General features: G+C 64.5%; 21 protein-coding genes. 14 read left to right on the forward strand and 7 right to left on the reverse strand.

Annotation, left to right across the window (positions count from 1 at the left end; translation table 11 throughout):
- The first annotated feature begins 130 nt into the window (after positions 1 to 130).
- Entirely contained in the window at positions 131 to 1204 is a 1074-nt protein-coding gene (locus tag AC630_RS18170) for a tartrate dehydrogenase (RefSeq protein WP_074119857.1), read from the forward strand.
- Positions 1205 to 1276: 72 nt separating this feature from the next.
- Here the strand turns inward: AC630_RS18170 and AC630_RS18175 are convergent, their stop codons facing one another.
- The 4 genes from AC630_RS18175 to AC630_RS18190 form a co-directional block, all read right to left on the reverse strand.
- A complete protein-coding gene (locus tag AC630_RS18175; RefSeq protein ID WP_074119858.1) occupies positions 1277 to 2350 on the reverse strand; it encodes a malate/lactate/ureidoglycolate dehydrogenase in 1074 nt (357 codons plus the stop codon).
- An 11-nt stretch (positions 2351 to 2361) separates the two neighbouring features.
- On the reverse strand, positions 2362 to 3273 hold the full coding sequence (locus AC630_RS18180) for an NAD(P)-dependent oxidoreductase (protein ID WP_074119859.1): 912 nt from the start codon (positions 3271 to 3273) through the stop codon (positions 2362 to 2364).
- Between the two features lie 12 nt (positions 3274 to 3285).
- Positions 3286 to 4536 carry a Zn-dependent hydrolase gene (locus AC630_RS18185; protein WP_074119860.1) on the reverse strand — a complete coding sequence of 417 codons (1251 nt, stop codon included), beginning with the start codon at positions 4534 to 4536 and terminating at the stop codon, positions 3286 to 3288.
- A gap of 108 nt (positions 4537 to 4644) precedes the next feature.
- Positions 4645 to 5562 carry a LysR family transcriptional regulator gene (locus AC630_RS18190; protein ID WP_074119861.1) on the reverse strand — a complete coding sequence of 306 codons (918 nt, stop codon included), beginning with the start codon at positions 5560 to 5562 and terminating at the stop codon, positions 4645 to 4647.
- Positions 5563 to 5681: 119 nt separating this feature from the next.
- Between AC630_RS18190 and AC630_RS18195 the strand changes: the two genes are divergently transcribed.
- The 6 genes from AC630_RS18195 to AC630_RS18220 all read left to right on the forward strand — a co-directional run bounded on the left by AC630_RS18195 (position 5682) and on the right by AC630_RS18220 (position 11291).
- Complete coding sequence (locus tag AC630_RS18195; protein WP_074119862.1) at positions 5682 to 6497, forward strand: putative hydro-lyase; 816 nt, start codon at positions 5682 to 5684, stop codon at positions 6495 to 6497.
- A gap of 89 nt (positions 6498 to 6586) precedes the next feature.
- Positions 6587 to 7831: an ABC transporter substrate-binding protein gene (locus AC630_RS18200; RefSeq protein ID WP_074119863.1), complete on the forward strand. Its 1245-nt coding sequence runs from the start codon at positions 6587 to 6589 to the stop codon at positions 7829 to 7831.
- A 182-nt stretch (positions 7832 to 8013) separates the two neighbouring features.
- Positions 8014 to 8892: a branched-chain amino acid ABC transporter permease gene (locus tag AC630_RS18205; RefSeq protein WP_074119864.1), complete on the forward strand. Its 879-nt coding sequence runs from the start codon at positions 8014 to 8016 to the stop codon at positions 8890 to 8892.
- The gene (locus tag AC630_RS18210; protein WP_074119865.1) at positions 8892 to 9875 is read left to right on the forward strand and encodes a branched-chain amino acid ABC transporter permease; all 984 of its coding nucleotides are present in this window, start codon (positions 8892 to 8894) and stop codon (positions 9873 to 9875) included. The genes AC630_RS18205 and AC630_RS18210 overlap by 1 nt, the downstream gene beginning before the upstream one ends.
- Complete coding sequence (locus tag AC630_RS18215) at positions 9872 to 10603, forward strand: ABC transporter ATP-binding protein (RefSeq protein WP_074119866.1); 732 nt, start codon at positions 9872 to 9874, stop codon at positions 10601 to 10603. The genes AC630_RS18210 and AC630_RS18215 overlap by 4 nt, the downstream gene beginning before the upstream one ends.
- Complete coding sequence (locus AC630_RS18220; RefSeq protein ID WP_074119867.1) at positions 10587 to 11291, forward strand: ABC transporter ATP-binding protein; 705 nt, start codon at positions 10587 to 10589, stop codon at positions 11289 to 11291. The genes AC630_RS18215 and AC630_RS18220 overlap by 17 nt, the downstream gene beginning before the upstream one ends.
- A 181-nt stretch (positions 11292 to 11472) precedes the next feature.
- Here AC630_RS18220 and otnC read toward each other — a convergent pair whose 3' ends face one another.
- Positions 11473 to 12147, reverse strand: a complete 675-nt coding sequence (gene otnC, locus AC630_RS18225; protein ID WP_074119868.1) for a 3-oxo-tetronate 4-phosphate decarboxylase — start codon at positions 12145 to 12147, stop codon at positions 11473 to 11475.
- A gap of 48 nt (positions 12148 to 12195) precedes the next feature.
- Here otnC and ltnD point away from each other — a divergent pair, with 48 nt between their 5' ends.
- The 6 genes from ltnD (at position 12196) to AC630_RS18255 (ending at position 21706) form a co-directional block, all read left to right on the forward strand.
- Positions 12196 to 13170, forward strand: a complete 975-nt coding sequence (gene ltnD / locus AC630_RS18230; RefSeq protein WP_283808432.1) for an L-threonate dehydrogenase — start codon at positions 12196 to 12198, stop codon at positions 13168 to 13170.
- A 14-nt stretch (positions 13171 to 13184) separates the two neighbouring features.
- Positions 13185 to 13967, forward strand: a complete 783-nt coding sequence (gene otnI, locus AC630_RS18235) for a 2-oxo-tetronate isomerase (RefSeq protein WP_074119870.1) — start codon at positions 13185 to 13187, stop codon at positions 13965 to 13967.
- Complete coding sequence (gene otnK, locus AC630_RS18240; protein ID WP_074119871.1) at positions 13964 to 15241, forward strand: 3-oxo-tetronate kinase; 1278 nt, start codon at positions 13964 to 13966, stop codon at positions 15239 to 15241. Before otnI ends, otnK begins: the two co-directional genes overlap by 4 nt.
- Before the next feature lie 165 nt (positions 15242 to 15406).
- Positions 15407 to 17098 carry a methyl-accepting chemotaxis protein gene (locus AC630_RS18245; RefSeq protein ID WP_074119872.1) on the forward strand — a complete coding sequence of 564 codons (1692 nt, stop codon included), beginning with the start codon at positions 15407 to 15409 and terminating at the stop codon, positions 17096 to 17098.
- Positions 17099 to 17343: 245 nt separating this feature from the next.
- Positions 17344 to 20523 carry an efflux RND transporter permease subunit gene (locus tag AC630_RS18250; RefSeq protein ID WP_074119873.1) on the forward strand — a complete coding sequence of 1060 codons (3180 nt, stop codon included), beginning with the start codon at positions 17344 to 17346 and terminating at the stop codon, positions 20521 to 20523.
- Complete coding sequence (locus AC630_RS18255; RefSeq protein WP_074119874.1) at positions 20510 to 21706, forward strand: efflux RND transporter periplasmic adaptor subunit; 1197 nt, start codon at positions 20510 to 20512, stop codon at positions 21704 to 21706. The genes AC630_RS18250 and AC630_RS18255 overlap by 14 nt, the downstream gene beginning before the upstream one ends.
- A 147-nt stretch (positions 21707 to 21853) precedes the next feature.
- On the opposite strand, the gene AC630_RS18260 is transcribed toward AC630_RS18255, so the two are convergent.
- Both AC630_RS18260 and AC630_RS18265 read right to left on the reverse strand, forming a co-directional pair.
- Positions 21854 to 23371, reverse strand: coding sequence for an acetyl-CoA acetyltransferase (locus tag AC630_RS18260; protein WP_074119875.1), 1518 nt, complete (start codon positions 23369 to 23371; stop codon positions 21854 to 21856).
- 123 nt (positions 23372 to 23494) lie between these two features.
- Entirely contained in the window at positions 23495 to 23752 is a 258-nt protein-coding gene (locus AC630_RS18265; RefSeq protein WP_245330435.1) for a hypothetical protein, read from the reverse strand.
- 277 nt (positions 23753 to 24029) lie between these two features.
- On the opposite strand from AC630_RS18265, the gene AC630_RS18270 reads away from it, so the two are divergent.
- Positions 24030 to 25685 (forward strand): flavin-containing monooxygenase, encoded by a 1656-nt coding sequence (locus AC630_RS18270; protein ID WP_074119877.1) that lies wholly within the window; start codon positions 24030 to 24032, stop codon positions 25683 to 25685.
- Positions 25686 to 25699 lie beyond the last annotated feature (14 nt).

A 25699-nucleotide genomic window follows, 5' to 3' on the forward strand; every position in this document is an offset into this window, starting at 1 on the left:
TGAAATCAGTAGGCGCTCGGCCGCGCCATGGTCAACATTGCAGTGCAGCGTTGCACTGCCGCCGAGTTTGGTTCATTGCAGTGCGACCAAAAAGACGCCGGCTGCCGGACCAACCCCAAGGACGTTCTCGATGAGCAAGAAGAAATACCGGATCGCAGTCATTCCCGGCGATGGCATCGGCAAGGAAGTGATGCCCGAGGGCCTGCGCGTTTTGGAGGCAGCGGCGAAGAAGCACGGCATCTCCCTGCACTTCGACCATTTCGACTTCTCGTCCTGGGACTATTACGAGAAGCACGGCCAGATGATGCCGGACGACTGGAAGGAGAAGATCGGCAAGCACGACGCGATCTACTTCGGAGCGGTCGGCTGGCCGGCAAAAATCCCGGACCACGTCTCGCTGTGGGGCTCGCTGATCAAGTTTCGCCGCGAGTTCGACCAGTATGTGAACCTGCGCCCGGTGCGGCTGATGCCCGGGGTGCCGTCGCCGCTGGCGGGCCGCAAGCCCGGTGACATCGATTTCTGGGTGGTGCGCGAGAACACCGAAGGCGAATATTCCTCCGTCGGCGGCCGCATGTTCCCCGATACTGACCGCGAGTTCGTCACCCAGCAGACGGTGATGACCCGTACTGGCGTCGATCGCATCCTGAAGTTCGCCTTCGAGCTCGCGCAGTCGCGGCCGAAGAAGCACCTGACCTCGGCGACGAAGTCGAACGGCATCTCCATCACCATGCCCTATTGGGACGAACGCGTGGAGGCGATGGCCAAGAAGTTTCCGGGCGTGAAGTGGGACAAGTACCACATCGACATTTTGACCGCGAACTTCGTGCTGCACCCTGACTGGTTCGACGTCGTGGTCGGCTCCAATCTGTTCGGTGACATCCTCTCCGACCTCGGTCCGGCCTGCACCGGCACCATCGGCATCGCACCGTCCGGCAACATCAACCCGGAGGGCGATTTCCCGTCGGTGTTCGAGCCCGTGCATGGCTCGGCGCCTGACATCGCGGGGCAGGGCATCGCCAATCCGATCGGAATGATCTGGTCGGGCGCGATGATGTTCGAGCATCTTGGCGAGAAGGAAGCCGGCAGGTCGATCGTCGATGCGATCGAGCGCACACTCGCCGAACGCACGCTCCGTACCAAGGACCTCGGCGGCAACGCCGACACCACCGCTTGCGGCAAGGCGGTCGCGGAGATGGTGGACTAAGGCAGGTTGTCGAATGCAATGTCGTCCCGGCGGAGGCCGGGACGACGCGAGACATGCGCTTCGTTTTTTTAACTAACCCGCGATCTTCTCGATCGTGGCCTGATCCAGCCCGAACCTCTTCCCGGCGTGCAGAATCTCCTGCCAGGTGTTCGGATCAACCTGAATGCCCTCGGCCAAACGCTTCTTTTTGGTCTCGCGCTCGGGCTCGCCGGCGATCTTCACTCTGTCGACGCCGGGTCCGGGAGGCGAGCCGGTGTGCCAGGCGACAAAGCTCTCGACTTCGCGCGCGAGGTTTTCGCCGGTGCCGAGCTTGTTCGGATCGATGATGATCGAGAGCATGCCGTTGAGCACGCGGCGCTTGCCATCGTCCGGGCCCTTGACGGTCTCGCCGCCCGAGAGCGCGCCGCCCAGGATTTCGCACACCAGCGCCAGTCCCGAACCTTTGTGCTCGCCGAAGGGCAGGATCGCGCCGTGCGGGGCAATCACGGTGTAGCGCGGATTTGTGGTCGGCTTGCCCTCGTTGTCGATGATGGTGCCCGGCTCGAGCTCGACGCCCTTGTTGTAGGCGACACGGGTCTTTCCTTGCGCGATCTTGCTGGTGGCAAAGTCGAGCACGATCGGCTCCTTGCCCTTGCGCGGGATGCCGACGCAGAATGGGTTGGTGCCATGGCGCGCATCGCTGCCGCCCCACGGCGCCACGATCGGGCGCGAGATCACGTTGACGAAGTGGATCGAGACCAGTCCATGGTCGATGCACTGCTCGGCCCAGTGGCCGATGCGGCCGATGTGGTGCGAGTTGGAGAGGCCGACGACGCAGACGCCGTTGCGCTTGGCGCGTTCGGCGCCCAGCTCCATTGCCTCGTAGCCCATCACCTGACCGTAGCCGGTGAGGCCGTCCAGGGTGAGCAGGGGGCCTGTATCCATCACGATCTTGACGTGCTGGTTCACGGCGAGACCGCCTTCGGCCACTCCCTCGGCATAACGCGGAATCATGCCGACGCCGTGCGAGTCGTGGCCCTTGAGATTCGCCTCGACGAGATTGGTGGACACGAGATCGGCTTCGCGGTCCGAGGAGCCGCCGGCCTTCGCGATGGCGCGGATGACGTTGGTGAGCGGCTCTGCCTTGATGGTGCGGTAGTCGGCCATTGTTGTTGCTTTTATCCTTTCACAATTCTGCGGCAGTGTTCCCACGCCGCATGAATGAGGTTCTCGCTGGCCTCCGGCGTCCGGAACGCCGAATGCGCCGACAGCGTCACGTTCGGAATCTTCGTCAGCGGATGGTCGGCCGGCAGCGGCTCGATGTTGAAGACATCGAGACCGGCATGGCGGATGTGGCCCGACTTCAGCGCGTCGATCATGGCTTGTTCGTCGACGATGGCGCCGCGGGCGGTGTTGATCAGGATGACGCCAGGCTTCATCTTCGCGATCTTGTCGCGCGTGATCATGCCGCGGGTCTCGTCGTTGAGCAGCAAGTGCAGCGATACCACGTCGCATCTAGCCAGCAGCGTATCGAGGTCGGTGAACTCCACGCCGGGGTGGGTCTTCAGCGAGCGGTTCCAGGCGATTACCTTCATGCCGCTGCCGGACGCGATGCGCGCGACCTCGGCGGCGATGCCGCCGAAGCCGATCAGGCCGAGCGTCTTGCCGGTGAGCTGCATGCCGTCCTCGCGCAGCCAGTTGCCGGCGCGCGTCTCGCGATCCATCATCGCGATAACGCGGGCCGAGGACCACATCAGCGCGATCGCAGATTCAGCCACAGCGGTGTCGCCATAGCCCTTGATCAGATGCACGGAGATGCCAAGCTGGCTAAGCTCCTCCGGATTCATGTAGCTGCGTGCGCCGGTGCCGAGGAAAACGACGTGCTTGAGGCCTGCGCATTTCCTCGCGACGTCGGTCGGCAGCGCGGTGTGGTCGACGATCGCGATCTCGGCGCCGTCGAGGATCTCAGGGTATTGCTCGGGCTTGATGTCGGGATCCCTGTGGATCCGCACCTTGGGATCGCCGGGCTTTTCCAGCCGCTCCATGATCACGGCGAGGGCTTCGTTGGCGTCGACGAAAACTCCGCGCATGGCTCTCTCCGATCAGGATGCGACGCCGGCGATGGCCAGCACGGTATGTAGCAGCACGTTGGTGCCTGCGGCGCAGTCGGGCTGCGTGGCGTCCTCCAGCTCGTTGTGGCTGATGCCGTCCTTGCAGGGCACGAACACCATCGCCGCCGGCATGACGGTGTTGAGGTTGCAGGCGTCATGGCCGGCGCCGGAGGTGATACGGCGGCTGGAATAGCCGAGCGTCTTCGCCGCGTTCTCGACCGCTGCGATGAGCTTGGGATCGAAGTGCGTCGGCGGCTTGCGCCAGACCAGGTCGATCTTGACCTCGACCTTGCGGCGCGCGGCGATCTCGGCGATCGCGGCGCGAAGATCGCGGTCGAGCGCATCCATGATCGCGCGATCCGCGCTGCGGCAATCCACGGTGAAGGCGATCTCGCCGGGAATGACGTTGCGCGAGGGGTTTGCGATCACTGCCTCGCCGATGGTGCCGACCGCCTTCGGCGCGTGCTTCCTGGCGATCGCTTCCATCGCCAGCACGATCTCCGAGAGCGTGGCGAGCGCATCGCGCCGCAGCGGCATCGGCGTCGATCCCGCATGGCTCTCGAAGCCGGAAATCTTGCCGTCGTACCAGAGCACGCCCTGGCCGGAATCGACCACGCCGATGGTCTTGCCCTCGGCTTCCAGGATCGGACCCTGCTCGATGTGCAATTCGACGAAGCAGCCGAGCTTCTGGAAGCCGACCGGCTTGTCGCCGCGATAGCCGATGCCGTCGAGCGCCTGGCTCACTGTGACGCCCTCGGCGTCCTTGCGCGAGAGAATATCGTCGGTGGTGAAATCGCCGACATAGGCGGCCGAGGCCATCATCGCGGGTGCGAAGCGCGAGCCTTCCTCGTTGGTCCAGTTGACGACGCAGATCGGCGCCTCGGTTTCGATGCCGGCGTCGTTCAGCGTGCGGATGACTTCGAGCGCGCCGAGCGTCCCCAGAATGCCGTCATATTTGCCGCCGGTCGGCTGGGTGTCGAGATGCGAGCCGATGCCGACGGGCAGCTTCGACATGTCGCGGCCCTTGCGCAGGCCGAACATTGAGCCGAGCGCATCGACATGCACTTCGAGGCCGGCGTCTTCGCAGGCCTTCCGGAACCAGTCGCGCACCTGCTTGTCTTCTGTGCTCAGCGTCAGTCGCCGCACGCCGCCTTTCTGTGTCGCGCCGAACTGCGCGGTCTCGTGGATGGAGCCCCAAAGGCGGGCGGAATCGATTTGCAGGTTGGTGGCGGCGCGGCTCATGCGGTCAGTCTCTCAGTTGTCATTCCGGCTTCGATGCTGCCGGGCCACACTTCGCGCGGTCCCGTCGCATCGCCCCGGAATGACGTTGAAGGTTGTCCGGCGTCTTTTTCAATGACGCGCCAGCGCGGGCTCGTCAACCGCGAGGCTGCTCTGTGCGATCTGCCGTGCAAGCTCGGCGACGCGCTCCACCGCCACGACGTCGGGCGAGGCGAGCCAGCTTGCCGTGAATGTCAGCGGCGAGATGGCGAGGTCGGTGTCGAGCAGCTGCAGCCGCCCGTCGGAGAGCTCGTGCTCGACGATGGCGTCGGGGATCACCGCAATGCCGAGCCCTTCGACCGCCATGTGGATAACGGTCGCCAGCGACGCGGACGCGTGCAGCCGGATCGGCGGCAGCTCCGGCCGGTCGAACACCTCGCGCACGACCTCGTAAGGCCGCGTCTTGCGCGGGAAGGTGATGATCGGAAACCGCGCGAGCTCGGCGCGCGTTACCGGGCCGTTGCCGAGGCCGAGCGAGGGGCTTGCGAGAAATCCGATCGGATAATCCGCGAGCACGCGGTTGTGCACGCCCGAAGCAGACAGCGGTCCCACCACGAAGGCGAGCTCGATCTCCTGCGCGAGCAGGCGCGCGGTGAGGTTCGGCGTGATGTCGACCTCGATCTCCAGCGACAGGTTCGGATAGATCTCGTTTACGCTCTTCACCAGCCGCGGCAGCCAGGTGTGCACGATGGTTTCGGCGACGCCGAGGCGCATCACGCCGCGCATCGCGGAACGGTCGCCGATCTCCGCCATCATCGCCGCGCGCAGGCCGATCAACTTCTCCGCATAGACCATCATCTGTCGGCCACTCGGCGTCGGTGAAGCCACGCGATGATCGCGGTTCAGGAGCTTTACGCCCATCTCGCGCTCGAGCTGGGCGATGCGCTGGGAGATCGCCGGCTGGGTGGTGTTGAGCCGTGCCGCGGCGCCGCGAAAGCTGCCGAGCTTCACAACCCAGAGGAAGGTTTCGATCGACCTGAAGTCCAGCATTGGAAGGATTTTCCCAATTGATAAAATGGATTTATCGAGATCGATTAGAAAGGAAGATTAGACTTTATATCACGCCTGGTGTTGGCTGTCTTTGTCGAGTTTATAGGCAGGTCGATCAAATGACTGTTTTGGTGGCAGTGCAGCAAACTGAAACGCCCGACACTCTCCCGAGCCGCAAGGCCCGGCTCGCCTACCGCGAGGGGCTGGTCGCCTCCACCGCCGGTGCTGCCCCCGGCTTCGTCCAGGGCAATCTGGCCATCCTGCCGGCCGAATACGCCAGCGCCTTTCATCGCTTCTGCCAGCTCAATCCCAAGCCGTGCCCAATCATCGGCATGTCCGATGTCGGCAGTCCGCATATCCCGGCGCTCGGCGCCGATCTCGATATCCGCACGGATGTGCCGCGCTACCGCGTCTGGCGTGACGGCGAGGTTGTCGACGAGCCGACCGATGTGACGAAGCACTGGCGCGATGATCTCGTGACCTTCGTGCTCGGCTGCTCGTTCTCGTTCGAAGAGGCACTGCTCGACGAGGGCATGCCGATCCGCCACATCGAGCACAATGTGCGCGTCCCGATGTACCGCACCAACATCGCTTGCGGCGAGTCCGGTCCGTTCGCCGGACCCATGGTGGTGTCGATGCGTCCGTTCAAGCCGGCCGATGCGATCCGCGCGGTGCAGATCACCTCGCGCTATCCCGCCGTACACGGGGCGCCCGTGCATCTCGGCCATCCGCATCTGATCGGCATCAAGGACATCGCCAAGCCCGACTATGGCGATCCCGTGCCCGTCGCCGACGACGAGATCCCGGTGTTCTGGGCATGCGGCGTCACGCCGCAATCGGTGATCAACGCCGCGAAGGTGCCATTCGCGATCACGCATTCGCCCGGCCTGATGCTGGTGACGGATCTGAAGAACAGGAGCATGGCCGTGATTTAGTAGGCAGCGTTTGCTGCTTCTTCGGGCTTTACCGCATTCATCAATCGCTTCATTCGATCAATCGAAATTCAGTAACAGGGGACTTTGCCATGACGATCTCTCGCCGCGACGTGCTGTTGGGAGCCACCGCCACCGCAGCGCTGGTGCCGCTGGCTGCGCGCGCCCAGACCTCGGAAGTCGTGATCGGCGTCATCTATCCGTTCTCCGGCGGCAGCGCCCAGCAGGGCGTCGACGCGCAGAAGGCCTATGAGACCGCGCTCGAGGTCATCAACAAGGACACCGATTTCGATCTGCCGCTGGCGAAGGGCGAGGGCCTGCCGGGTCTAGGTGGCGCCAAGGTGCGTCTCGTGTTCGCCGACCACCAGGCCGATCCGCAGAAGGGCCGCGCCGAGGCCGAGCGTCTGATCACCCAGGAGAAGGTCTCCGCCATCATCGGCACCTATCAGAGCGCGGTCGCCGTTACCGTCAGCCAGATCTGCGAACGCTACCAGATCCCGTTCGTCTCGGCCGACAACTCCTCGCCGAGCCTGCATCGCCGCGGTCTCAAATATTACTTCCGCGCCGCCCCGCATGACGAAATGTACTCGGCCGCGATGTTCGACTTCTTCGACGCCATGAAGAAGAAGGGCACCAAGATCGAGACGCTGTCGCTGTTCCACGAGGACACCATCTTCGGCACCGACTCCGGCAACGCCCAGGCCAAGATCGCCGGCGAGCGCGGCTACAAGATCGTGTCCGACATCAAGTACCGCGCCAACTCGCCCTCGCTCTCGGCCGAGGTGCAGCAGCTCAAGACCGCGAATGCGGATGTGCTGATGCCCTCGAGCTACACCACCGACGGTATCCTCCTGGTCAAGACCATGGCCGAGCTCGGCTACAAGCCGAACGCGATCGTGGCGCAGGACGCCGGCTTCTCCGAGAAGGCGCTCTATGATGCCGTCGGCGACAAGCTCGAAGGCGTGATCTCGCGCGGTACTTTCTCGCTCGACCTTGCGCAGAAGCGCCCGATGGTCGGCAAGATCAACGAGATGTTCAAGGCGCGCTCGGGCAAGGACTTCAACGACCTCACCTCGCGCCAGTTCATGGGCCTGATCATCCTCGCCGACGCGATCAACCGCGCCAAGTCGGCCGACGGCGAGAAGATCCGCGATGCGCTGGCGGCGACCGACATCCCGGGCGAGCAGACCATCATGCCCTGGAAGCGCGTCAAGTTCGACGAGGCGGGCCAGAACAACGACGCCGACCCGGTGTTGCTGCAATATGTCGGCGGCAAGTTCGTCACCGTCTTCCCGCCGCAGGCCGCGATCGCCGAGGCGATCTGGCCGATGAAGTAAGCGGGGCGCGGCTGGGGGACCAGGCGCTGTGAGGGGCGGGAGGATCAAGCTGCTCCCGCACCGTCATTTCGAGGAGCGAAGCGACGAAGCAATCCAGACCACGTCCGCGGTGACATTCTGGATTGCTTCGCTTCGCTCGCAATGACGAAGTCCACGAAGACATTTCGAGCGGGGGACCAGAGGTGACAGCCCAAGCCATTATCCAGAGTCTCGCGAGCGGCCTTCTCATGGGCCTGCTCTACGGACTGATCGCGGTCGGCCTCGCGCTGATCTTCGGCCTGATGGACGTCGTGAACTTCGCCCATGGCGAGTTCCTGATGATTGCGATGTACGCGTCCTTCTTCCTGTTCGCGTTCTTCGCCATCGATCCCTTGCTGTCGGCGCCACTGGTCGCCGCGGCACTCTTCGTATTCGGAGCGGTGGTCTATCTATTAGTCGTACGCTTCGCCATGCGGGCCAAGGCCAATGCCGGCATGGTGCAGATCTTCTCCACCTTCGGCCTCGCCATCGTGATGCGCGGCCTCGCACAGTTCTTCTTCACGCCGGACTATCGCAGCATTCCACAGTCCTGGCTCGGCGGCAAAACCATCTCGGTCGCCGGCATCTTCCTGCCGGAGCCGCAGCTCATCGGCGCGCTGGTTTCGATCGCGGCCTTTGCCTGCCTCTATTTCTTCATCCATCGCACCGACTTCGGCCGGGCGCTGGAAGCCACCCGTGAAGATCCCGGTGCCGTCGCGCTCGTCGGCATCGACAAGAACCGCGTGTTCGCCCTCGGCTGGGGCCTCGGGGCCGCGCTGGTCGGCCTCGCCGGCGCGATCATGGCGGTGTTCTTCTACATCTATCCCGATGTCGGCGCGTCCTTCGCCTTGATCGCCTATGTCACGGTGGCGTTGGGTGGCTTTGGCAGCGTGTTTGGCGCCTTCGCCGGCGGCATCATCGTCGGCCTCGTCGAGGCGGTCACCGCCCTGGTGCTGCCGCCCTCGCTGAAGTCGGTCGGCATCTACGCCGTCTATCTCCTCGTCGTCTTCATCCGGCCGCGCGGCCTGTTCGGGTCGATGTGATGGACAAGACTTTTGCAGCGCGGCGCCGCCGCGACCTGATCATCGCCGCGGTGCTGGCTGCACTGGCCGCGCTTGCGCCGCTGTTGATCAAGGACGTTTACGTCCAGAACATCCTGATCCTGACCTTGATGTATGCGGCGCTGTCGCAGAGCTGGAACATCCTCTCCGGCTATTGCGGACAGATCTCGCTGGGACACGCGCTCTATTTCGGGATCGGCGCCTACACCACCGAGCTTCTGTTCACGAAGTTCGGCGTGCTGCCCTGGTTCGGCATGCTCGCCGGCGGCGTGATCGCGGCCGTCATCGCGATGGGGCTGGGCTATCCCTTCTTCCGCCTGCGAGGCCATTACTTCGTGATCGCGACCATCGTCATCGCGGAGATCGGGCTGCTGCTGTTCCAGAACTGGGAGTGGGCGGGAGCTGCGATGGGAATCACCATTCCGGTGCGCGGCGACAGCTGGCTGAAATTCCAGTTCATGCGCAGCAAGTTGCCATACTTCTATTTCGCGCTGGCGCTGTGCAGCCTTGCCTGGTTCGTCACCTGGTGGCTCGAAGACTCCAAATGGGGTTTTTGGTGGCGCGCGGTGAAGGACAATCCGGAAGCAGCTGAAAGCCTCGGCGTCGTCGTGTTCAACTCCAAGATGGGTGCGGCTGCCGTCTCCGCTTTCCTCGTTGCCGTCGGCGGTGCCTTCTATGCGCAGTTCCTCGCCTATATCGATCCTGAGAGCGTGATGGGCTTCCAGTTCTCGCTGCTGATGGCGCTGCCGGCCGTTCTCGGCGGCATTGGCACCCTTTGGGGGCCTGTGCTCGGTGCTGCCATCCTGATCCCGATGACGGAGCTGACGCGCTCCTATATCGGCGGCTCCGGCCGCGGCGTCGATCTCATCGTCTACGGCGCGCTGATCGTGCTGATCTCGCTAGCCTTGCCGCAGGGACTGGTGAGCCTTTTCTCGCGCACAAAAGCGAAGGGAGCCACGCGATGACCGCACTCCTTGAAACCCGCGGTGTCTGGCAGCGGTTCGGCGGCCTCGTCGCCAACAGCGACGTCTCGATTTCGGTAGGCCGCGGCGAGATCGTCGGCCTGATCGGCCCGAACGGCGCCGGCAAGTCGACGCTGTTCAATCTCATCGCCGGCGTCCTGCCGCCCACTCAAGGGTCGATCTGGTTCGACGGCGAGGACGTCACCAACATGCCGGCGGCCGAGCGTTGCCAGCGCGGCGTCGGGCGCACTTTCCAGGTGGTCAAGAGCTTCGAGACCATGACGGTCATCGACAACGTTATCGTTGGTGCTCTGGTGCGCAACACGGTGATGCGCGAAGCGCGTCGCAAGGCGCATGAAGTGCTGGAGTTCACCGGTCTTGCCGCTCGCGCCGAAGTGCTCGCGAGCGACCTCGTGCCGGCCGAAAAGCGCCGCCTCGAGGTCGCGCGCGCGCTCGCAACCGAACCGAAACTGCTGCTGCTCGACGAAGTCCTCACCGGCCTCACGCCGACCGAAGCCCAGACCGGCGTGGCGCTGGTGCGTAAGGTGCGCGATGCCGGCATTACCGTGTTGATGGTCGAGCATGTAATGGAGATTGTGATGCCGCTGGTCGATCGCGCCATCGTGCTCGACCTCGGCAAGGTGCTGGTCGAGGGCAACCCCACTGAGGTCGTCCGCGATCCCAAGGTGATCAGCGCATATCTGGGAGATCGTCATGCTGTCGGTGCATGAAGTCACGACCGCCTATCAGGGCCTGGTCGCGATCTCTGCGGTCTCGATCGAAGTCCAGAAGGGCGAGATCGTCTGCGTCGCCGGCGCCAACGGCGCGGGCAAGTCGACGCTGCTGAAATCCATCGCCGGTGCCGAGCGCCCGCGGTCGGGCACGGTGACGTTCGACGGCAAGCGCCTCGACGGCATGGCGCAGCATCACATCACCGCCACCGGCATCGCGTATGTGCCGGAGAACCGCCGCCTGTTCCCGCGCTTGTCGGTGCGCGACAATCTTCGTCTCGGCAGCTACCTCTACCGCGGCGACGCCGATCGCGAGGGGCCGCTCGATCTGGTCTTCAAGCTGTTTCCGCGCCTGTCCGAACGTTTGGAGCAGCGCGCCGAGACGCTTTCCGGCGGCGAGCAGCAGATGCTCGCCATCGGCCGCGCGCTGATGACGCGCCCGCGGCTGCTGATGCTGGACGAGCCCTCGCAGGGCATCATGCCAAAGCTCGTCGACGAGATTTTTCAAGCTGTGAAGCGCATCCGCGACGCCGGCATGACCGTGCTGATCGTCGAGCAGCGCATGGCCGAGTGCCTCGAAATCGCCGACCGAGCCTACATCCTGCAAACCGGCCGGGTACTGATGCAGGGCCCCTCCGCGGAGATCAAGGGCAATCCGGACGTGCGCAAGGCGTATCTGGGGCTGTAGGCGCAGAGCTTTGGGCACGCACGTCCCACACCCCCGGTGTCATCGCCCGCGAAGGCGGGCGATCCAGTATTCCGAGACGTCAGTGGGATACGGAGAAGCCGCGGCGTACTGGATTCCCCGCCTTCGCGGGGAATGACAGTGGTGGGAGAGGTGGCGTTATTCCACTCATGACCGCACGAAGCTAATGCTCGTGCCCATGCTCCGGCAGGGTCAGCCCAAACACCTTCACCAGATCCGCCACCTGCTCCGGCGACAGATACCGCGGATTCATCCCGCGCAGCAGCAGGTACAGCTTCGCCGTCTCCTCCAGCTCCTCGGTCGCGAACACCGCGGCTTCAAGCGTGTCGCCGGCGACCACCGGGCCGTGATTAGCGAGCAGCACGGATGAATATTTCCCCGCCAGCCCCTTGATCGCATCGGCCACAGCGGGATCGCCTGGCCGGTAGTACGGCACGAGCGCTGTGGCGCCGCACTTCATCAAATAATAGGCTGTCATTGGTGGTAGCGCGGCGCGCGGGTCGATCTCGGGCAGCATCGAGAGTGCGACCGAGTGGGTCGAGTGCAGATGCACGATGGCGCGCGCGCTCCCGCGCGTATCGTAAAGCGCGGTGTGCAGTGGAACTTCCTTGGTAGGGGCATCGCCCGCGATCAGCCGGCTTTGCTCATCCAGCCGCGACAGCCGCGCCGGGTCGAGAAAGCCGAGCGAAGCGTTGGTCGGCGTCACCAGCCACCCGCCGCCATCCAGTCTGACGCTGATATTGCCGGAAGATCCCGGCGTCAGCCCGCGCTCGAACAGGGACCGACCGAAGCGGCAGATATCCTCGCGCAGCCGCGTCTCGTTGCTCATGGCCGTCATGCCTGCTTGTCTCACGCTTTGGCAGCGCGGCCAAGCCGTGTTATTCGGTTGACCAAGCTGCCACCAAGGGCGGCCGTCCGGAAAACGTTCGCAAGGGTCAGTCGCATGTCCGCCTCCACGTCACAGAATCAGCGCATCGCCGTCATCGGGCTCGGCTCGATGGGATTTGGCATGGCGACGTCGCTGAAGCGCGCCGGCCATGCCGTGACAGGCTGCGACGTTTCGGCCGATGCGGTTGCGCGCTTCGTGACGGACGGCGGCGCAGGCGCCAGGACGCCGGCCGAGGCGGCCAAGGACGCCGACATCGTCGTCAGTGTCGTCGTCAACGCTGCGCAGACCGAGACAATCCTGTTCGGCAAGGACGGCGTCGCCGAGACCTTGCCGAAGGACAGCGTGTTCGTGTCCTCTGCCACCATGGATCCGGACGTGGCGCGTCGCCTCGCAAAACAGTTGGAGGCGACCGGCCGGCACTATCTGGATGCGCCAATCTCGGGCGGCGCGCAGCGCGCGGCGCAGGGCGAATTGACCATTCTCGCTTCCGGCAGCTCCGCCGCCTTTACAAAGGCACGTCCGGCGCTCGATGCCATGGCCGCAAAGCTCTACGAGCTCGGCGACGACCCAGGGCAGGGCGCGGCTTTCAAGATGATCAACCAGTTGCTCGCCGGTGTGCACATCGCCGCGGCCAGCGAAGCCATGGCGTTTGCGGCCAAGCAGGGCCTCGACATCCGCAAGGTCTACGAGGTGATCACGGCCTCCGCCGGCAATTCCTGGATGTTCGAAAACCGCATGCCGCACGTGCTCGATGGCGATTACACGCCGCGAAGCGCGGTCGAGATCTTCGTCAAGGACCTCGGCATCATCCAGGACATGGCGCGCAGCGCCAGATTTCCGGTGCCGGTCTCGGCCGCGGCGCTCCAGATGTTCCTGATGACGGCCGCAGCCGGCATGGGGCGCGACGATGATGCCTCGGTGGCGCGGATGTATGCGCAGGTCACCGGCGTGAAGCTTCCCGGCGACAAGTAGACAAGAGGATTCCAATGCCCCGTTTCGCCGCCAACCTCTCGATGATGTTCACCGAGGTACCGTTCCTCGACCGGTTCGATGCTGCCGCGCAAGCAGGCTTCACCGCGGTCGAGTTTCTCTTTCCTTACGAGCATCCGGCCGAAGCTATCGGCGAGCGGCTCAAGCGCAATGGCCTGACGCAGGCACTGTTCAACCTGTCGCCGGGCGACTGGAACGCCGGCGAGAAGGGCTTTGCGGCGCTCCCCTCGCGCTTTGCCGATCTCAAGGCGAGCCTCGAGACGGCGCTGCCATACGCCAAGGCGACCGGCGTCAAGCGCCTCCACCTGATGGCCGGCATCGCCAACCGCGGCGAGCGTGTCGCGATCGAAGCCTTCTACAAGTCGGTGGCCTGGGCCGCGGAGTTCTTCGCCCCGCACGGCATAGACGTGGTGCTCGAGCCGATCAATCCGCGCAACGTGCCGGGCTATTTCCTTAACGATTTCGGCTTCGCCCGCGACCTGATCCAGGAGTTGAGGCTCCCGAACCTGAGGCTCCAGTTCGACATCTATCACTGCCAGATCATCCATGGCGACGTGACGATGCGGCTGCGCGAGATGATGCCGATCATCGGCCACATCCAGATCGCGAGCATTCCCTCGCGCAATGAGCCCGACGGCGAGGAGCTGAACTATCCATTCCTGTTCGCCGAGCTCGACCGGCTCGGCTATGCCGGCTTCGTCGGTTGCGAATACAATCCGCGCGGCAAGACCACCGATGGCCTTGCCTGGTTCAAGCCCTATGCGGGAGTGAAGCCGTGACACTTGCGTTGGGCTGCATTGCCGACGACTACACAGGCGCTTCCGATCTCGCCAACACGCTGACGCGCGCGGGCCTGCGTACCGTGCAGACCATCGGCGTGCCCGCTGACGATCTCGCGCTGCCCGAGGTCGACGCCGTCGTCGTGTCGCTGAAGAGCCGCTCGATCGAGGCCGGTCTTGCCGTATCGCGCTCGCGTGCGGCGGAGAAGTGGCTGCGCGGCCGCGGCGCAAGCCACGTGCTGTTCAAGATCTGCTCGACCTTCGATTCCACCGATGCCGGCAATATCGGTCCGGTGATGGACGCGCTGCGCGCCGGCTGCGGCGAGGCCGCCGTTCTGGTGACCCCTGCCTTCCCGGAGACCGGTCGCACCGTCTACCAGGGCAATCTGTTCGTCGGCGCCGTGCCGCTGAACGAGAGCCCGCTGAAGGACCATCCGCTCAACCCGATGCACGATTCCAACCTCGTCCGCGTGTTGGCGCGTCAGAGCAAGACGCCAATCGGCCTCATCGACCTCGCGACCGTGACGCGCGGTGCAGATGCCGTGCGGGCCTACCTTGCTGAATTATCGGGCAAGGGCACTGGCGCCGCGATCATCGACGCCGTGTTCGACCGCGACCTCGAAACCATCGGCCTCGTCGCAGCCCAGCGGCGGCTGTCGGTCGGTGCCTCCGGCATTGGCCTGGGTCTCGCGCGCGCGCTCGTGTCGACCGGCAAGGTCAAGTCAGCGGCGGCGAGCATTGAGTCGGGTGCCACCGTTGGCGGAGCGGCGGCGTGCCTTGCCGGAAGCTGCTCGCAGGCGACGTTGCAGCAGATTGCCAGGGCGGAATCCGTCATGCCGGTGCTCCGTCTCAACCCGGACAGTATTATTACGGGAAAGGGCGAAGCCGAGCGGGCGCTGGCTTGGGCCAGGCCCCGGCTCGCCGACGGTCCGGTGCTGATTGCATCGAGCGCGACGCCGGATGACGTCGCTGCGTTGCAGGCGCGTCACGGCCGCGACGCGGCCGGTCACGCCATTGAGCAGGCGATGGCGGACATTGCGGAAAGCCTCGTAAAATCAGGCGCTCGACGCCTGATCGTGGCCGGCGGCGAGACCTCCGGCGCGGTCGTCGACCGCCTCAAGATTCCTGGCTTCCTGGTCGGTGCGGAGATCGCCGCGGGCGTGCCAGTGCTGCGTGCCGTCGGCGCGGAGGCTGGCGACATGCTGCTCGCATTGAAGTCGGGCAACTTCGGTGGCCCCGAGTTTTTCGCCGATGCGCTTAGGCTCATGCGCTGAGCGCAGGGCGGTCTTAGTCGCTCATTCACTTCTTTAAGGTTCCGTACTCCTACGGAGTCGTAGTTAACAACTACTCAGTCGCTTTGTTGTTGGATATCGGCGCCGCGCCTTTTGGTTGATCCGCAATTTCAGGACGCGCACCGCGCCAACGCAAAGAGACCAGTTATGTTCGCCACCATCTCCATCCGCGCCAAGATCATCAGTGTCGTGGCATTCCTGCTGGTCGCGATGACCGGCATGGGCCTGCTCGCCGTCATGAAGATGCGGACGATCAACGCCAATACCGTCGATATCACCACGAACTGGATGCCCAGCGTTCGCGTGATCGGCGAGATTCGAGCCAGCGTCATCACCTACCGCAACGTGGTTCGCCAGCACATGCTGGCTGAAACGCTCGATGACAAGCTCGCGAACGAGAAGACGGCCGTCACGGTGCTCGATGGGCTCGCGAAGGCGCGCAGGAACTACGAGCCCATGATCACGTCACCGGCGGAACGGGCGCTCTACACTCAGTGGTCGAGCCTTTGGGACGACTACAAGAAGGGTACCGAAGAGGTTTTTGCGCTGTCGCGCCGCGATGCCGGCAAAATTCCGCACGACGCTCAGGAGCTGAACAGCCAGAAGGTCAACAAGATCGGCCTGCAGGCGGATGAGGTCTTGGGCAAGGATATCGAGCTCAACACCAAGGGCGGCGATCAGGCCGCCGCAGATGCGGCTGACACCTTCTATTATGCGTTCATGCTCGTTGCGATCATCCTCGGCGTCGCCGTCATCGCCGGCATCGGCGTCAGCTTCTATCTCGTCCAGGACGTCTCCGCCGGCATCAACTCGATCATCCAACCGATGCAGGCGCTGGGCCAGGGCGATCTGACCGCCGAGGTCCCGCATCGCGGCGAGAAGACCGAGATCGGCGCCATGGCCGATGTGCTCCAGATCTTCAAGGAGGCCCTGATTGCCAAGAAGGCTGCCGACGAGGCCGCCGCGGCCGATGCCGAGGCCAAGATCGAGCGCGGCCGCCGCGTCGACAACATCACCCGCGAATTCGAATCGATGATCGGCGAAATTGTCCAGACCGTGTCGTCGGCCTCAACCCAGCTCGAAGCCGCCGCCTCGACGCTGACTTCGACTGCCGACCGCTCCCAGAGGCTGGCGACCACGGTTGCCGCTGCCTCGGAGGAAGCCTCGACCAACGTGCAGTCGGTGGCTTCGGCGACCGAGGAGATGGCTTCGTCGGTGGGCGAGATCAGCCGCCAGGTGCAGGAATCTGCGCGGATGGCGGGCGATGCCGTCGGCCAGGCCCGTGCCACCACCGAGCGCGTCAGCGAACTGTCCAAGGCGGCCTCCCGCATCGGCGACGTTGTCGAACTCATCAACACCATTGCCGGCCAGACCAACCTCCTGGCACTGAATGCGACCATCGAGGCGGCCCGCGCCGGTGAAGCCGGCCGCGGCTTCGCGGTCGTCGCCTCCGAGGTGAAGGCGCTTGCCGAGCAGACCGCGAAGGCGACCGGCGAAATCGGCCAGCAGATCACCGGCATTCAGGCGGCGACCAACGACTCGGTCGGCGCCATCAAGGAGATCTCCTCGACCATCGAGCGTCTGTCGGAAATCTCCTCGGCGATTGCGGCTGCGGTGGAGGAGCAGGGCGCGGCGACCCAGGAGATCGCCCGCAACGTGCAGCAGGCGGCGCAGGGCACCCAGCAGGTCTCCTCCAACATCACCGACGTGCAGCGCGGCGCAACCGAGACCGGTACGGCGTCCTCGCAGGTGCTGTCGGCGGCGCAGATGCTGTCGAACGACTCCAACCGGCTGAAGACCGAGGTGAGCAATTTCCTGACCAACGTCCGCGCGGCGTAAGTCGGGAAGAAGCGGCAAATTTTCAAAGCGGCGCCTTCGGGCGCCGCTTTTTTACGCGGCAGAAAGCGGCTTCTGTAATCTTCCTGGCAGAGCTGCATATCTGGAATGCGATTTTGCCATGCGATAGCAGGGAAGTGACCGCGCGTGACGCGCTGTCGTTAGCCATTTCAGCGGTGTTCAGGTAAATCAGCCGAGGAACCCGTGGGGGCGTGTTCCCTGTCCCCTGATTTGGAATCGCCTGACGAATGATTGCTCTGGTCCGTATTGCCCTGAGCCGACCCTACACGTTTGTCGTGCTCGCGCTCCTGCTCCTGATCATCGGACCGCTGACAGCGCTGCGGACGCCGACCGACATCTTTCCAGAGATCCGCATCCCCGTGATCGGCGTGGTCTGGCAGTACACTGGACTGCCGCCGGACCAGATGTCCGGCCGCATCACCACGCCGTTCCAGCGCTCGCTGACGACGACGGTCAACGACATCGAGCACATCGTCGCGAACTCCTATAACGGCTTCGGCATCGTCAAGATCTTCTTTCAGCCGACCGTCGACATCCGCACTGCCAACGCCCAGGTCACCGCGATCTCGCAGACGCTGCTGAAGCAGCTGCCGCCCGGTGCGACGCCGCCCTTGATCCTGAATTACTCCGCCTCGACCGTGCCCATCATCCAGGTGGCGCTGTCGGGCGACGGGCTCACCGAGCAGAACCTCGCCGACATCGGCATCAACCAGCTCCGCACGCCGCTGGTCACCGTGCCCGGCGCGGCGATCCCGTATCCGTTCGGCGGCAAGCAGCGCCAGGTCCAGATCGACCTCGACCCGACCGCGCTCCAGGCTCGCGGCCTGTCCGGCCAGGACGTCGCCAATGCGCTCGCGGCGCAAAACCTGATTACGCCGGTCGGTACTCAGAAGATCGGCACCTTCGAGTACAACATCCAGCTCAACAACTCGCCGCTCAAGATCGACGAGCTCGGCAACCTGCCGATCCGGGCCGTCAACGGTGCGATGGTCTATGTGCGCGACGTCGCGACCGTGCGCGACGGCAACCCGCCGCAGACCAACATCGTCCACGTTGACGGCAATCGATCGGTGCTGATGATGGTGCTGAAGGCGGGCGCGACATCGACGCTCGATATCATCGCCGGCATCAAGCAGAAGGTGATCGACGTCAAGGACCAGATGCCGGACGCGCTGAAGATCGGCTTCATCGGCGACCAGTCGGTGTTCGTGCGCGGCGCGATCGAGGGCGTCGCTTTCGAAGGCGTGATCGCGGCGCTGCTCACCAGCGTCATGATCCTCCTGTTCCTCGGCAGCTGGCGCTCGACCGTCATTATCGCGGTCTCTATTCCGCTCTCGGTGCTCGGCGCCATCATCATGCTGTCGGCGATCGGCGAGACGCTGAACATCATGACGCTCGGCGGCCTTGCGCTCGCGGTCGGCATCCTCGTCGACGACGCCACGGTGACCATCGAGAACATCAACTACCATCTGGAGCAGGGCAAGCCGGTCGAGCAGTCGATCCTCGACGGCGCCAACCAGATCGTGACGCCGGCCTTCGTGTCGCTGCTCTGTATCTGCATCGTGTTCGTGCCGATGTTCTTCCTCACCGGTGTCGCGCGCTTCCTGTTCGTGCCGATGGCCGAGGCCGTGATGTTCGCGATGATCTGGTCATTCATCCTGTCGCGCACGCTGGTGCCGACGATGGCGAACTATCTGCTGCTCGCGCATGTCCATCACGAGGGCGAGCCGCCGAAGTCGCGCAATCCCTTCGTCTGGTTCCAGCGCGGTTTCGAGGCGCGGTTCGAGCGCATTCGCGGCCGCTACCGCGGCTTGCTCGGACTTGCGCTCGCGCATCGCGCGGTGTTCGTGATCGGCTTCCTCTGCGTCGTCGGCGCGTCCTTCGCACTGGTGCCGTTCCTCGGGCGCAACTTCTTCCCAGCGGTTGATGCCGGCAATATCCTGATGCATGTCCGCACCCAGGTCGGCACCCGCGTCGAGGAGACCGCCAACCAGCTCGCCGACGTGCAGAAGGCGATCCGCAAGCTGATCCCGGGCGAGATCGAGACGCTGACCGATAACATCGGCATGCCGATCTCCGGCATCAACATGACCTACAACAACACCGGCGTGATCGGCCCTCAGGACGGTGATATCCAGATCAAGCTGAAGGAAGGTCACAAGCCGACCGGGGAATACGTGCGCGTGCTGCGCGAGCAATTGCCTCGGATGTTCCCCGGCGTCAGCTTCGCCTTCCTGCCGGCCGACATCGTCAGCCAGATCCTGAATTTCGGCGCGCCCGCGCCGATCGACTTGCAAATCCGTGGCAATAATCTCGATGCGAATTTTGCCTACGCCAACAAGCTGCTCGCCAGGATCCGCCGCATTCCTGGCGTCGCGGATGCGCGCATCCAGCAGTCACCGAACGCTCCGACCTTCAACATCGACGTCGACCGTACCCGCGCGCAATATGTCGGTCTGACCGAGCGCGACGTGACCAACAGTCTCGTCGTCAACCTCGCCGGCTCCTCGCAGGTCGCGCCGACCTACTATCTCAACCCGGACAACGGCGTGTCCTACTCGATCGTGATGCAGACGCCGCAGTACCAGATCGACTCGCTCAGCGCGCTGCAGACGCTGCCGATCACCGCCGCCGGCAATACGCAGTCGCCGATCCTCGGCGGCATCGCCGACATCAGGCGCTCGACCTCGAGCGCGGTTGTGTCGCAATACGACATCCAGACGCTGGTGCAGATCTTTGCCACGACGTCGGGCCGCGACCTTGGCGCGGTCGCCACCGACATCCGCCAGGTGATCGCCGACACCGCCAAGGACGTGCCGAAGGGCTCCTCCGTCGCGCTGCTCGGCCAGGTGCAGACCATGAACAGTGCCTTCACCGGCCTTCTGATCGGTCTGCTCGGCGCGGTCGTGCTGATCTACTTCCTGATCGTCGTGAATTTCCAGTCATGGTCCGATCCGTTCGTGATCATCACTGCGCTGCCGGCCGCGCTCGCCGGCATCGTCTGGATGCTGTTCACCACGCAGACCACGCTGTCGGTGCCGGCGCTGACAGGCGCCATCATGTGCATGGGCGTCGCCACCGCCAACAGCGTGCTCGTGATCTCCTTCGCGCGCGAGCGCTACGAGGAGCTCGGCGATCCCATCGCAGCCGCGCTCGAAGCCGGCTTCGTCCGCTTCCGCCCGGTCCTGATGACCGCGCTCGCCATGATCATCGGCATGGCGCCGATGGCCTTGGGGCTGGGCGAGGGCGGCGAGCAGAATGCGCCACTTGGCCGCGCCGTGATCGGCGGCCTGATCTTTGCAACTTTTGCCACGCTGATGTTCGTTCCCGTGGTGTTCAGTATGGTACATAAGAAACAAGGCGCCAAAGCCACCGCCCCATTGGAGACTCCGCATGTCGCCCACTGAACCCCGCTCCCCGGTGTCGCACCGGAAACTGGGCATTTTCGGCGTGGTGGCGCTGATTGCAGCAGGTCTCGTGGTTGGCACCGGCATCCGGGCCCGCGAGGACCAGGACTCCAAGCTCAAGGAATGGACCGACGACCAGGCGGTCCCCAGCGTCGCAGTGGCCCTGCCCAATGCCAAGGCCCGCAACGCCATCATCGATCTGCCGGGCCGGCTCGAGGCCTACTACCGCGCGCCGATCTTTGCCCGCGTCTCCGGCTATCTCAAAAGCTGGAGCGCCGACATCGGCGCCCGGGTCAAGGCCGGGCAGGTGATCGCCGAGATCGAGGCGCCCGACCTCGACCAGCAGCTCTTGCAGGCCCGCGCCGACCTCGCCAGCCAGCAGGCGAGCGCAAGGCTGTCGGAAGCGACGCTGAACCGGCGCAAGACGCTGGTCGCATCGAACTTCGTCTCTGCGCAGGAGATCGACGAGCGCACTGCCGACCTTTCCAATAAGAACGCTGCCGTCCATTCGGGGCAGGCCAATGTCGAGCGCCTTGAGGCGCTGGCCGGCTACAAGAAGATCACCGCGCCGTTTGATGGCGTGGTCACCGCCCGCGACACTGACGTCGGCGCGCTGATCAATGCCGGCGGCGGCTCGGGCCCGGCGATGTTCGTCGTCTCCGACATCACCAAGCTGCGCGTTTACGTCAACGTTCCCCAGAACTACGTGCCGGCGATCAAGATGGGCGCCAAGGCCACCATCGCGCTGCCGGAATATCCAAACCGGACCTTCCAGGCGACGGTGGAAGCCTCCTCGCAGGCCGTGGACGTCGCCTCGGGCACCACGCGCATGCAGCTTGGTCTGGACAATTCCAGCGGAGAGCTGATGCCCGGCGGCTATGCCAGCGTGAAGCTCGGCCTCCAGCGCGACTCCGCGCCACTCAGTATCCCCGCCAGCGCGCTGATCTTCAACGGCAGCGGGCTGCGCGTCGCGACCGTCGGTGCGGACGACAAGGTGCTGTTCAAGACCGTGACGATCGCTCGCGATCTCGGCCGCGAGATCGAGCTTGCGTCAGGAATCGCGCCCGACGACCGCGTCATCACCGCCCCGCCGGACGGCCTCTCCGATGGCGACGCGGTCCGCGTCGTCGGCGCCGGCGGCAAGCCCGCAACGGCATCGGAAAAGCAGGCGCCGAAGAGCTAGGGCTTCTTCACCTCGCCCCGCTTGCGGGGAGAGGTCGACGCGCGAAGCGCGTCGGGTGAGGGGGACTCTCCGCGAGTCCAACTCTCACCGTCCCCGTGGAGACTCCCCCTCACCCCAACCCTCTCCCCGCAAGCGGGGCGAGGGAGATCAGGCCACCCGCCACTCCGGCACGCCATCGGCGGCCATCACGATCTCCCCGAGCGAGCCGACCGGCGCCCGATCAATGTTGAGCAGGTGCGCCAGCGTCGCCGTATCGCTCGCCGGAATCCGCGCCAGCGTGCGGCGGTCATCCGCCGTGCGCAGCATCACGACGCCGTGCTCGACATCGCCATTGCGGCCGTAGAGCACCGTAAAGCTCTCGACCTTGCCCTTGCCTGATGGCGCCGTGACGAAGTCCGGCACCGCGCGCTTGTTGCGGTCGGCCTCGCTCTGCACGCTCGTCTCTTGCGCCAGCGCCCCGCGCGGCGCTGTCTTCGAGACGACCAGCGCGTGATGCTTGGTGACGAAGCCGCCCTGGCCATAGAGCAGGCCGAGCTTTGCACCATCGCGCACGCGCCGCACCATGGCGCAGGCCGCATGCGTCATATAGGTGTTGAGCGGAGCGCCGAAGAAGGTGAGGCCGCCCGTCACCGTCGGCTGCACGTCGTCACCCAGGCCCAGCGTCCGCCGCGCCATCTTGGGCACGCAGGGGAAGCAGCTGTAGAGCTCGATCGCGTCGAACTTTTTGCCGTCGCCGCCGGCGAGATCCAGCACCGCTTTCAGGACTGCGTTCTGCGGATGGCTCTCATAGAACTGGTCGCGCAGCAGGTAGTCGCGCGGCTCTTCCGCCGAGGCGCCGCCGAGTGGATAGACCAGCTTGTCCTCGGAAATGCCCGCCGCGCGTGCTTTGGCGAGGCTGGTCAGCAGCAGCGCGCCGCCCATGTTGACGCTTGGGTTGGCAACCATGAGCTTGTTGTAGGGCCACGCGATCAGCCGGTTGTCCGCCGTCGGCGTCGTGATCTCGTCCGGTGCGAAACGCCGCTTCAGCCAGGCGTTGGGATTTTGCGCTGCGGCTTCCGAATAGCGCGACCACAGCGTGCCAGACTCCGCCATGGCTTCGCGCGGTGTCTGGCCCCAATGGGCCGACGAAGCCGCTTCATAGAACGGATAGACGGTGACGGGGCGGAACACGCCGAGCGTCACGGCCAGCGGTTTCTGGAACGCCGCGCCGCGCTTCGGCTCCTCCACATCATGAGCGAACGGCGTCCATGGCAGCTTTGTCCCGGTGCGCTCCGCCTTGGTCGCGGTCGACTGCGCTTCTGCTCCGCAGACTGCAGCCACGGTGCATTCGCCGCGTGCGATGCGCTTGGCGGCCTCGTGGATGTAGCGGATCGGGCTCTCTCCGCCGACCGGGCCGTAATAGCAATGTGAAGGCGTGATCCCGAGCCGCTGCGCCAGCAGCTTCTCCGGATCGCGATAGCGCCAGCTCAGGAAGTTGACGACGTCGAGCGATTGCACCTCGCCGAGCAGCTTTGCGCCCGCATCCTGCTCGGCACGGCGCAACGCTTGCTCCAGAAGGTCGAGCGGCTCAAGACCCTCGGTGACCTCTTTCGGGCGGTCGACGATTTCGCCGATGCCGACGATGACGGGAATGCGGTGTTCGGGGATATTGGTCTTGTCAGTCATAATCTCGATTCACGATGTTAGTTGTTTCGTCATTGCAAGGATCGAAGCGACGAAGCAATCCAGAAATGCATCCGCCGAGGCAACCTGGATTGCTTCGCTACGCTAGCAATGACAGCGTTGATGCTACTCCGCCACCACTGCATTCATATGCAAGATGGCTTCGGCGAACTCTTCCTTGAACTCCTGCACCACCGCGTTCACGCTGTCGATCAACCCGACGCCCTGGCTGACGAATAGCTGACGAGATCGCGCGCCCTGGCGTTGCCGGCGGCGGCTGCGCGATCGATCTAGCTGAAAGCTTCGCGGCTGATGATCCTTTGCAGCGGCGACGACGTCGCGGCAATGGCTGAAGGCGAGCAGCGGAAACTCGACGCCCAGCATGTCGCAGATCGGCGATTTCATCGTTCTCTCCCGGCGGCCGCCTTCGTTGCTGTTGTTGCCTCCTTCGACGAAGGCCGTCCGACGCTAGCCCATCGCCGTCAGCGATGCCAAGCTGGATTTCCCCGCGCATCTTGCGTGCAGGCGTCACGTAGCGTGCGGAGCTATTCCGCCGCACAAAATAAGCAGGTCAGGACCTGATGATTTGCCACTTGCGCTTTCGCGAGGTCGAGAGAATGCTGGCTGACTGCAACAGATAACAACAAGGGAGCGCCAATCGATGTCGTCAGCGCAATCGAGCTCGGGCCAAGCCACGGAAGCTTACGACGTGGTCGTCGTCGGCGCGGGCTTTGCCGGCATGTACATGCTGCACCGCCTGCGTGAGCTCGGTTTTTCGGCGCGGGTCTACGAGCAGGGTGGTGGCGTCGGCGGCACCTGGTACTGGAACCGCTATCCTGGCGCGCGCTGCGACGTCGAGAGCATGCAGTACTCGTACTCGTTCTCCGACGAGCTCCAGCAGGAATGGGACTGGAGCGAGCGCTACGCGCCGCAGCCGGAGATCCTGAAATACGCCAACCATGTCGCTGACCGTTTCGACCTGCGCCGCGACATCCAGTTCAACACCTGCGTCGAGCGCGCGGCGTTCGATGAGCATGGGAAGTTCTGGTCGGTGACGACGTCCGACGGCAAGACGGTTGAGGCCAAATTCGTCGTGCTCGCCACGGGCTGCCTCTCGAACGCGCGTAAGCCCGACATCAAGGGCCTCGAGAATTTCAAGGGCCCCGTCTATCACACCGGCAACTGGCCGCATGAAGCGGTGGACTTCACCGGCTTGCGCGTCGGCCTGATCGGCACGGGATCATCAGGCATCCAGTCGGCGCCTGTCATCGCCGAGCAGGCCAAATATCTCACCGTGTTTCAGCGCACGGCGAATTTCTCGATTCCTGCCCGCAACGCCGCGCTGACCGACGAGGAGCGTGATGCGTTCCGCAGGGATTATCCGGAGATCCGCCGCTTCGCCCGCGAAGTCGCGCGCAACGGCATTTTCGCGGAGCAGCCCGATCGCGGAGCGCTCGATGATGGCGACGATGTCAGGCACGGCAAATACGCGGCGCGGTGGGAGCGCGGCGGGCTCACCTTCATGTCTGTCTACAACAATCTCGGCCTCGAGCGCGCCGCGAACGACACCGCGGCGGATTTCGTGCGCGGCAAGATCGCGGAGATCGTGAGGGATCCCGAGACCGCTAAGCTGCTTCAGCCGAACAGCCATCCGATCGGCACCAAGCGCATCTGCATCGACACGGATTACTTTGCGACCTTCAACCGGCCGAACGTCTCGCTGGTCGACATCAAGGCCAATCCGATTGAGGAGATCACGGCGAGCGCGGTCCGCGTCGCTGGCAACGACCACGAGGTCGACGCGCTGGTGATGGCGACCGGCTTCGACGCCATGACCGGATCAGTCGCTAGAATCGACATTCGCGGCCGTGGCGGGCAGACGCTGAACCGCAAATGGGAGGAGGGGCCGAAAACCTATCTCGGCCTGATGAGCGCGGGCTTTCCGAACCTCTTCATCATCACTGGTCCCGGCAGCCCGTCGGTTCTCTCGAACATGATCGTGTCGATCGAGCAGCATGTCGACTGGATCGCCGACTGCCTCGTCCACATACGCAAGCAGGGCTTGGCCACCATGGAGGCGGGCAGGGAGGCCGAAGAGAAATGGGTCGCCCATGTCAACGAGGTCGCCCAGGGCACGCTCTTTCCGCAGGCCAATTCCTGGTACATGGGCGCCAACATCCCGGGCAAGCCGCGCATCTTCATGCCCTATATCGGCGGCGTCGGCGTCTACCGGCGGATCTGTGACGAGGTGGCGGCGAAGGGGTATGAGGGGTTTTTGATGGCGCGGGCAGAGCAGGCGCAGGCGGCGGCGTCTTAGGCCGACATACTCTC

The sequence above is a fragment of the Bradyrhizobium sp. AS23.2 genome, assembly GCF_001908185.1.
In the GTDB taxonomy this organism is placed as follows: Bacteria; Pseudomonadota; Alphaproteobacteria; order Rhizobiales; family Xanthobacteraceae; genus Bradyrhizobium.

Bases quoted from the DNA above. Each gene is read 5' to 3' on its own strand.
- AC630_RS18220 (WP_074119867.1), top strand. From the start codon at position 10,587: ATGCTGTCGGTGCATGAAGTCACGACCGCCTATCAGGGCCTGGTCGCG.
- AC630_RS18185 (WP_074119860.1), bottom strand. From the start codon at position 4,536: ATGAGCCGCGCCGCCACCAACCTGCAAATCGATTCCGCCCGCCTTTGG.
- AC630_RS18170 (WP_074119857.1), top strand. From the start codon at position 131: ATGAGCAAGAAGAAATACCGGATCGCAGTCATTCCCGGCGATGGCATC.
- AC630_RS18175 (WP_074119858.1), bottom strand. From the start codon at position 2,350: ATGGCCGACTACCGCACCATCAAGGCAGAGCCGCTCACCAACGTCATC.
- AC630_RS18270 (WP_074119877.1), top strand. From the start codon at position 24,030: ATGTCGTCAGCGCAATCGAGCTCGGGCCAAGCCACGGAAGCTTACGAC.
- AC630_RS18200 (WP_074119863.1), top strand. From the start codon at position 6,587: ATGACGATCTCTCGCCGCGACGTGCTGTTGGGAGCCACCGCCACCGCA.
- AC630_RS18245 (WP_074119872.1), top strand. From the start codon at position 15,407: ATGTTCGCCACCATCTCCATCCGCGCCAAGATCATCAGTGTCGTGGCA.
- AC630_RS18190 (WP_074119861.1), bottom strand. From the start codon at position 5,562: ATGCTGGACTTCAGGTCGATCGAAACCTTCCTCTGGGTTGTGAAGCTC.
- AC630_RS18210 (WP_074119865.1), top strand. From the start codon at position 8,892: ATGGACAAGACTTTTGCAGCGCGGCGCCGCCGCGACCTGATCATCGCC.
- AC630_RS18260 (WP_074119875.1), bottom strand. From the start codon at position 23,371: ATGACTGACAAGACCAATATCCCCGAACACCGCATTCCCGTCATCGTC.
- AC630_RS18215 (WP_074119866.1), top strand. From the start codon at position 9,872: ATGACCGCACTCCTTGAAACCCGCGGTGTCTGGCAGCGGTTCGGCGGC.
- AC630_RS18255 (WP_074119874.1), top strand. From the start codon at position 20,510: ATGTCGCCCACTGAACCCCGCTCCCCGGTGTCGCACCGGAAACTGGGC.
- otnI (WP_074119870.1), top strand. From the start codon at position 13,185: ATGCCCCGTTTCGCCGCCAACCTCTCGATGATGTTCACCGAGGTACCG.
- otnC (WP_074119868.1), bottom strand. From the start codon at position 12,147: ATGACGGCCATGAGCAACGAGACGCGGCTGCGCGAGGATATCTGCCGC.
- AC630_RS18265 (WP_245330435.1), bottom strand. From the start codon at position 23,752: ATGCTGGGCGTCGAGTTTCCGCTGCTCGCCTTCAGCCATTGCCGCGAC.
- AC630_RS18195 (WP_074119862.1), top strand. From the start codon at position 5,682: ATGACTGTTTTGGTGGCAGTGCAGCAAACTGAAACGCCCGACACTCTC.
- AC630_RS18180 (WP_074119859.1), bottom strand. From the start codon at position 3,273: ATGCGCGGAGTTTTCGTCGACGCCAACGAAGCCCTCGCCGTGATCATG.
- AC630_RS18250 (WP_074119873.1), top strand. From the start codon at position 17,344: ATGATTGCTCTGGTCCGTATTGCCCTGAGCCGACCCTACACGTTTGTC.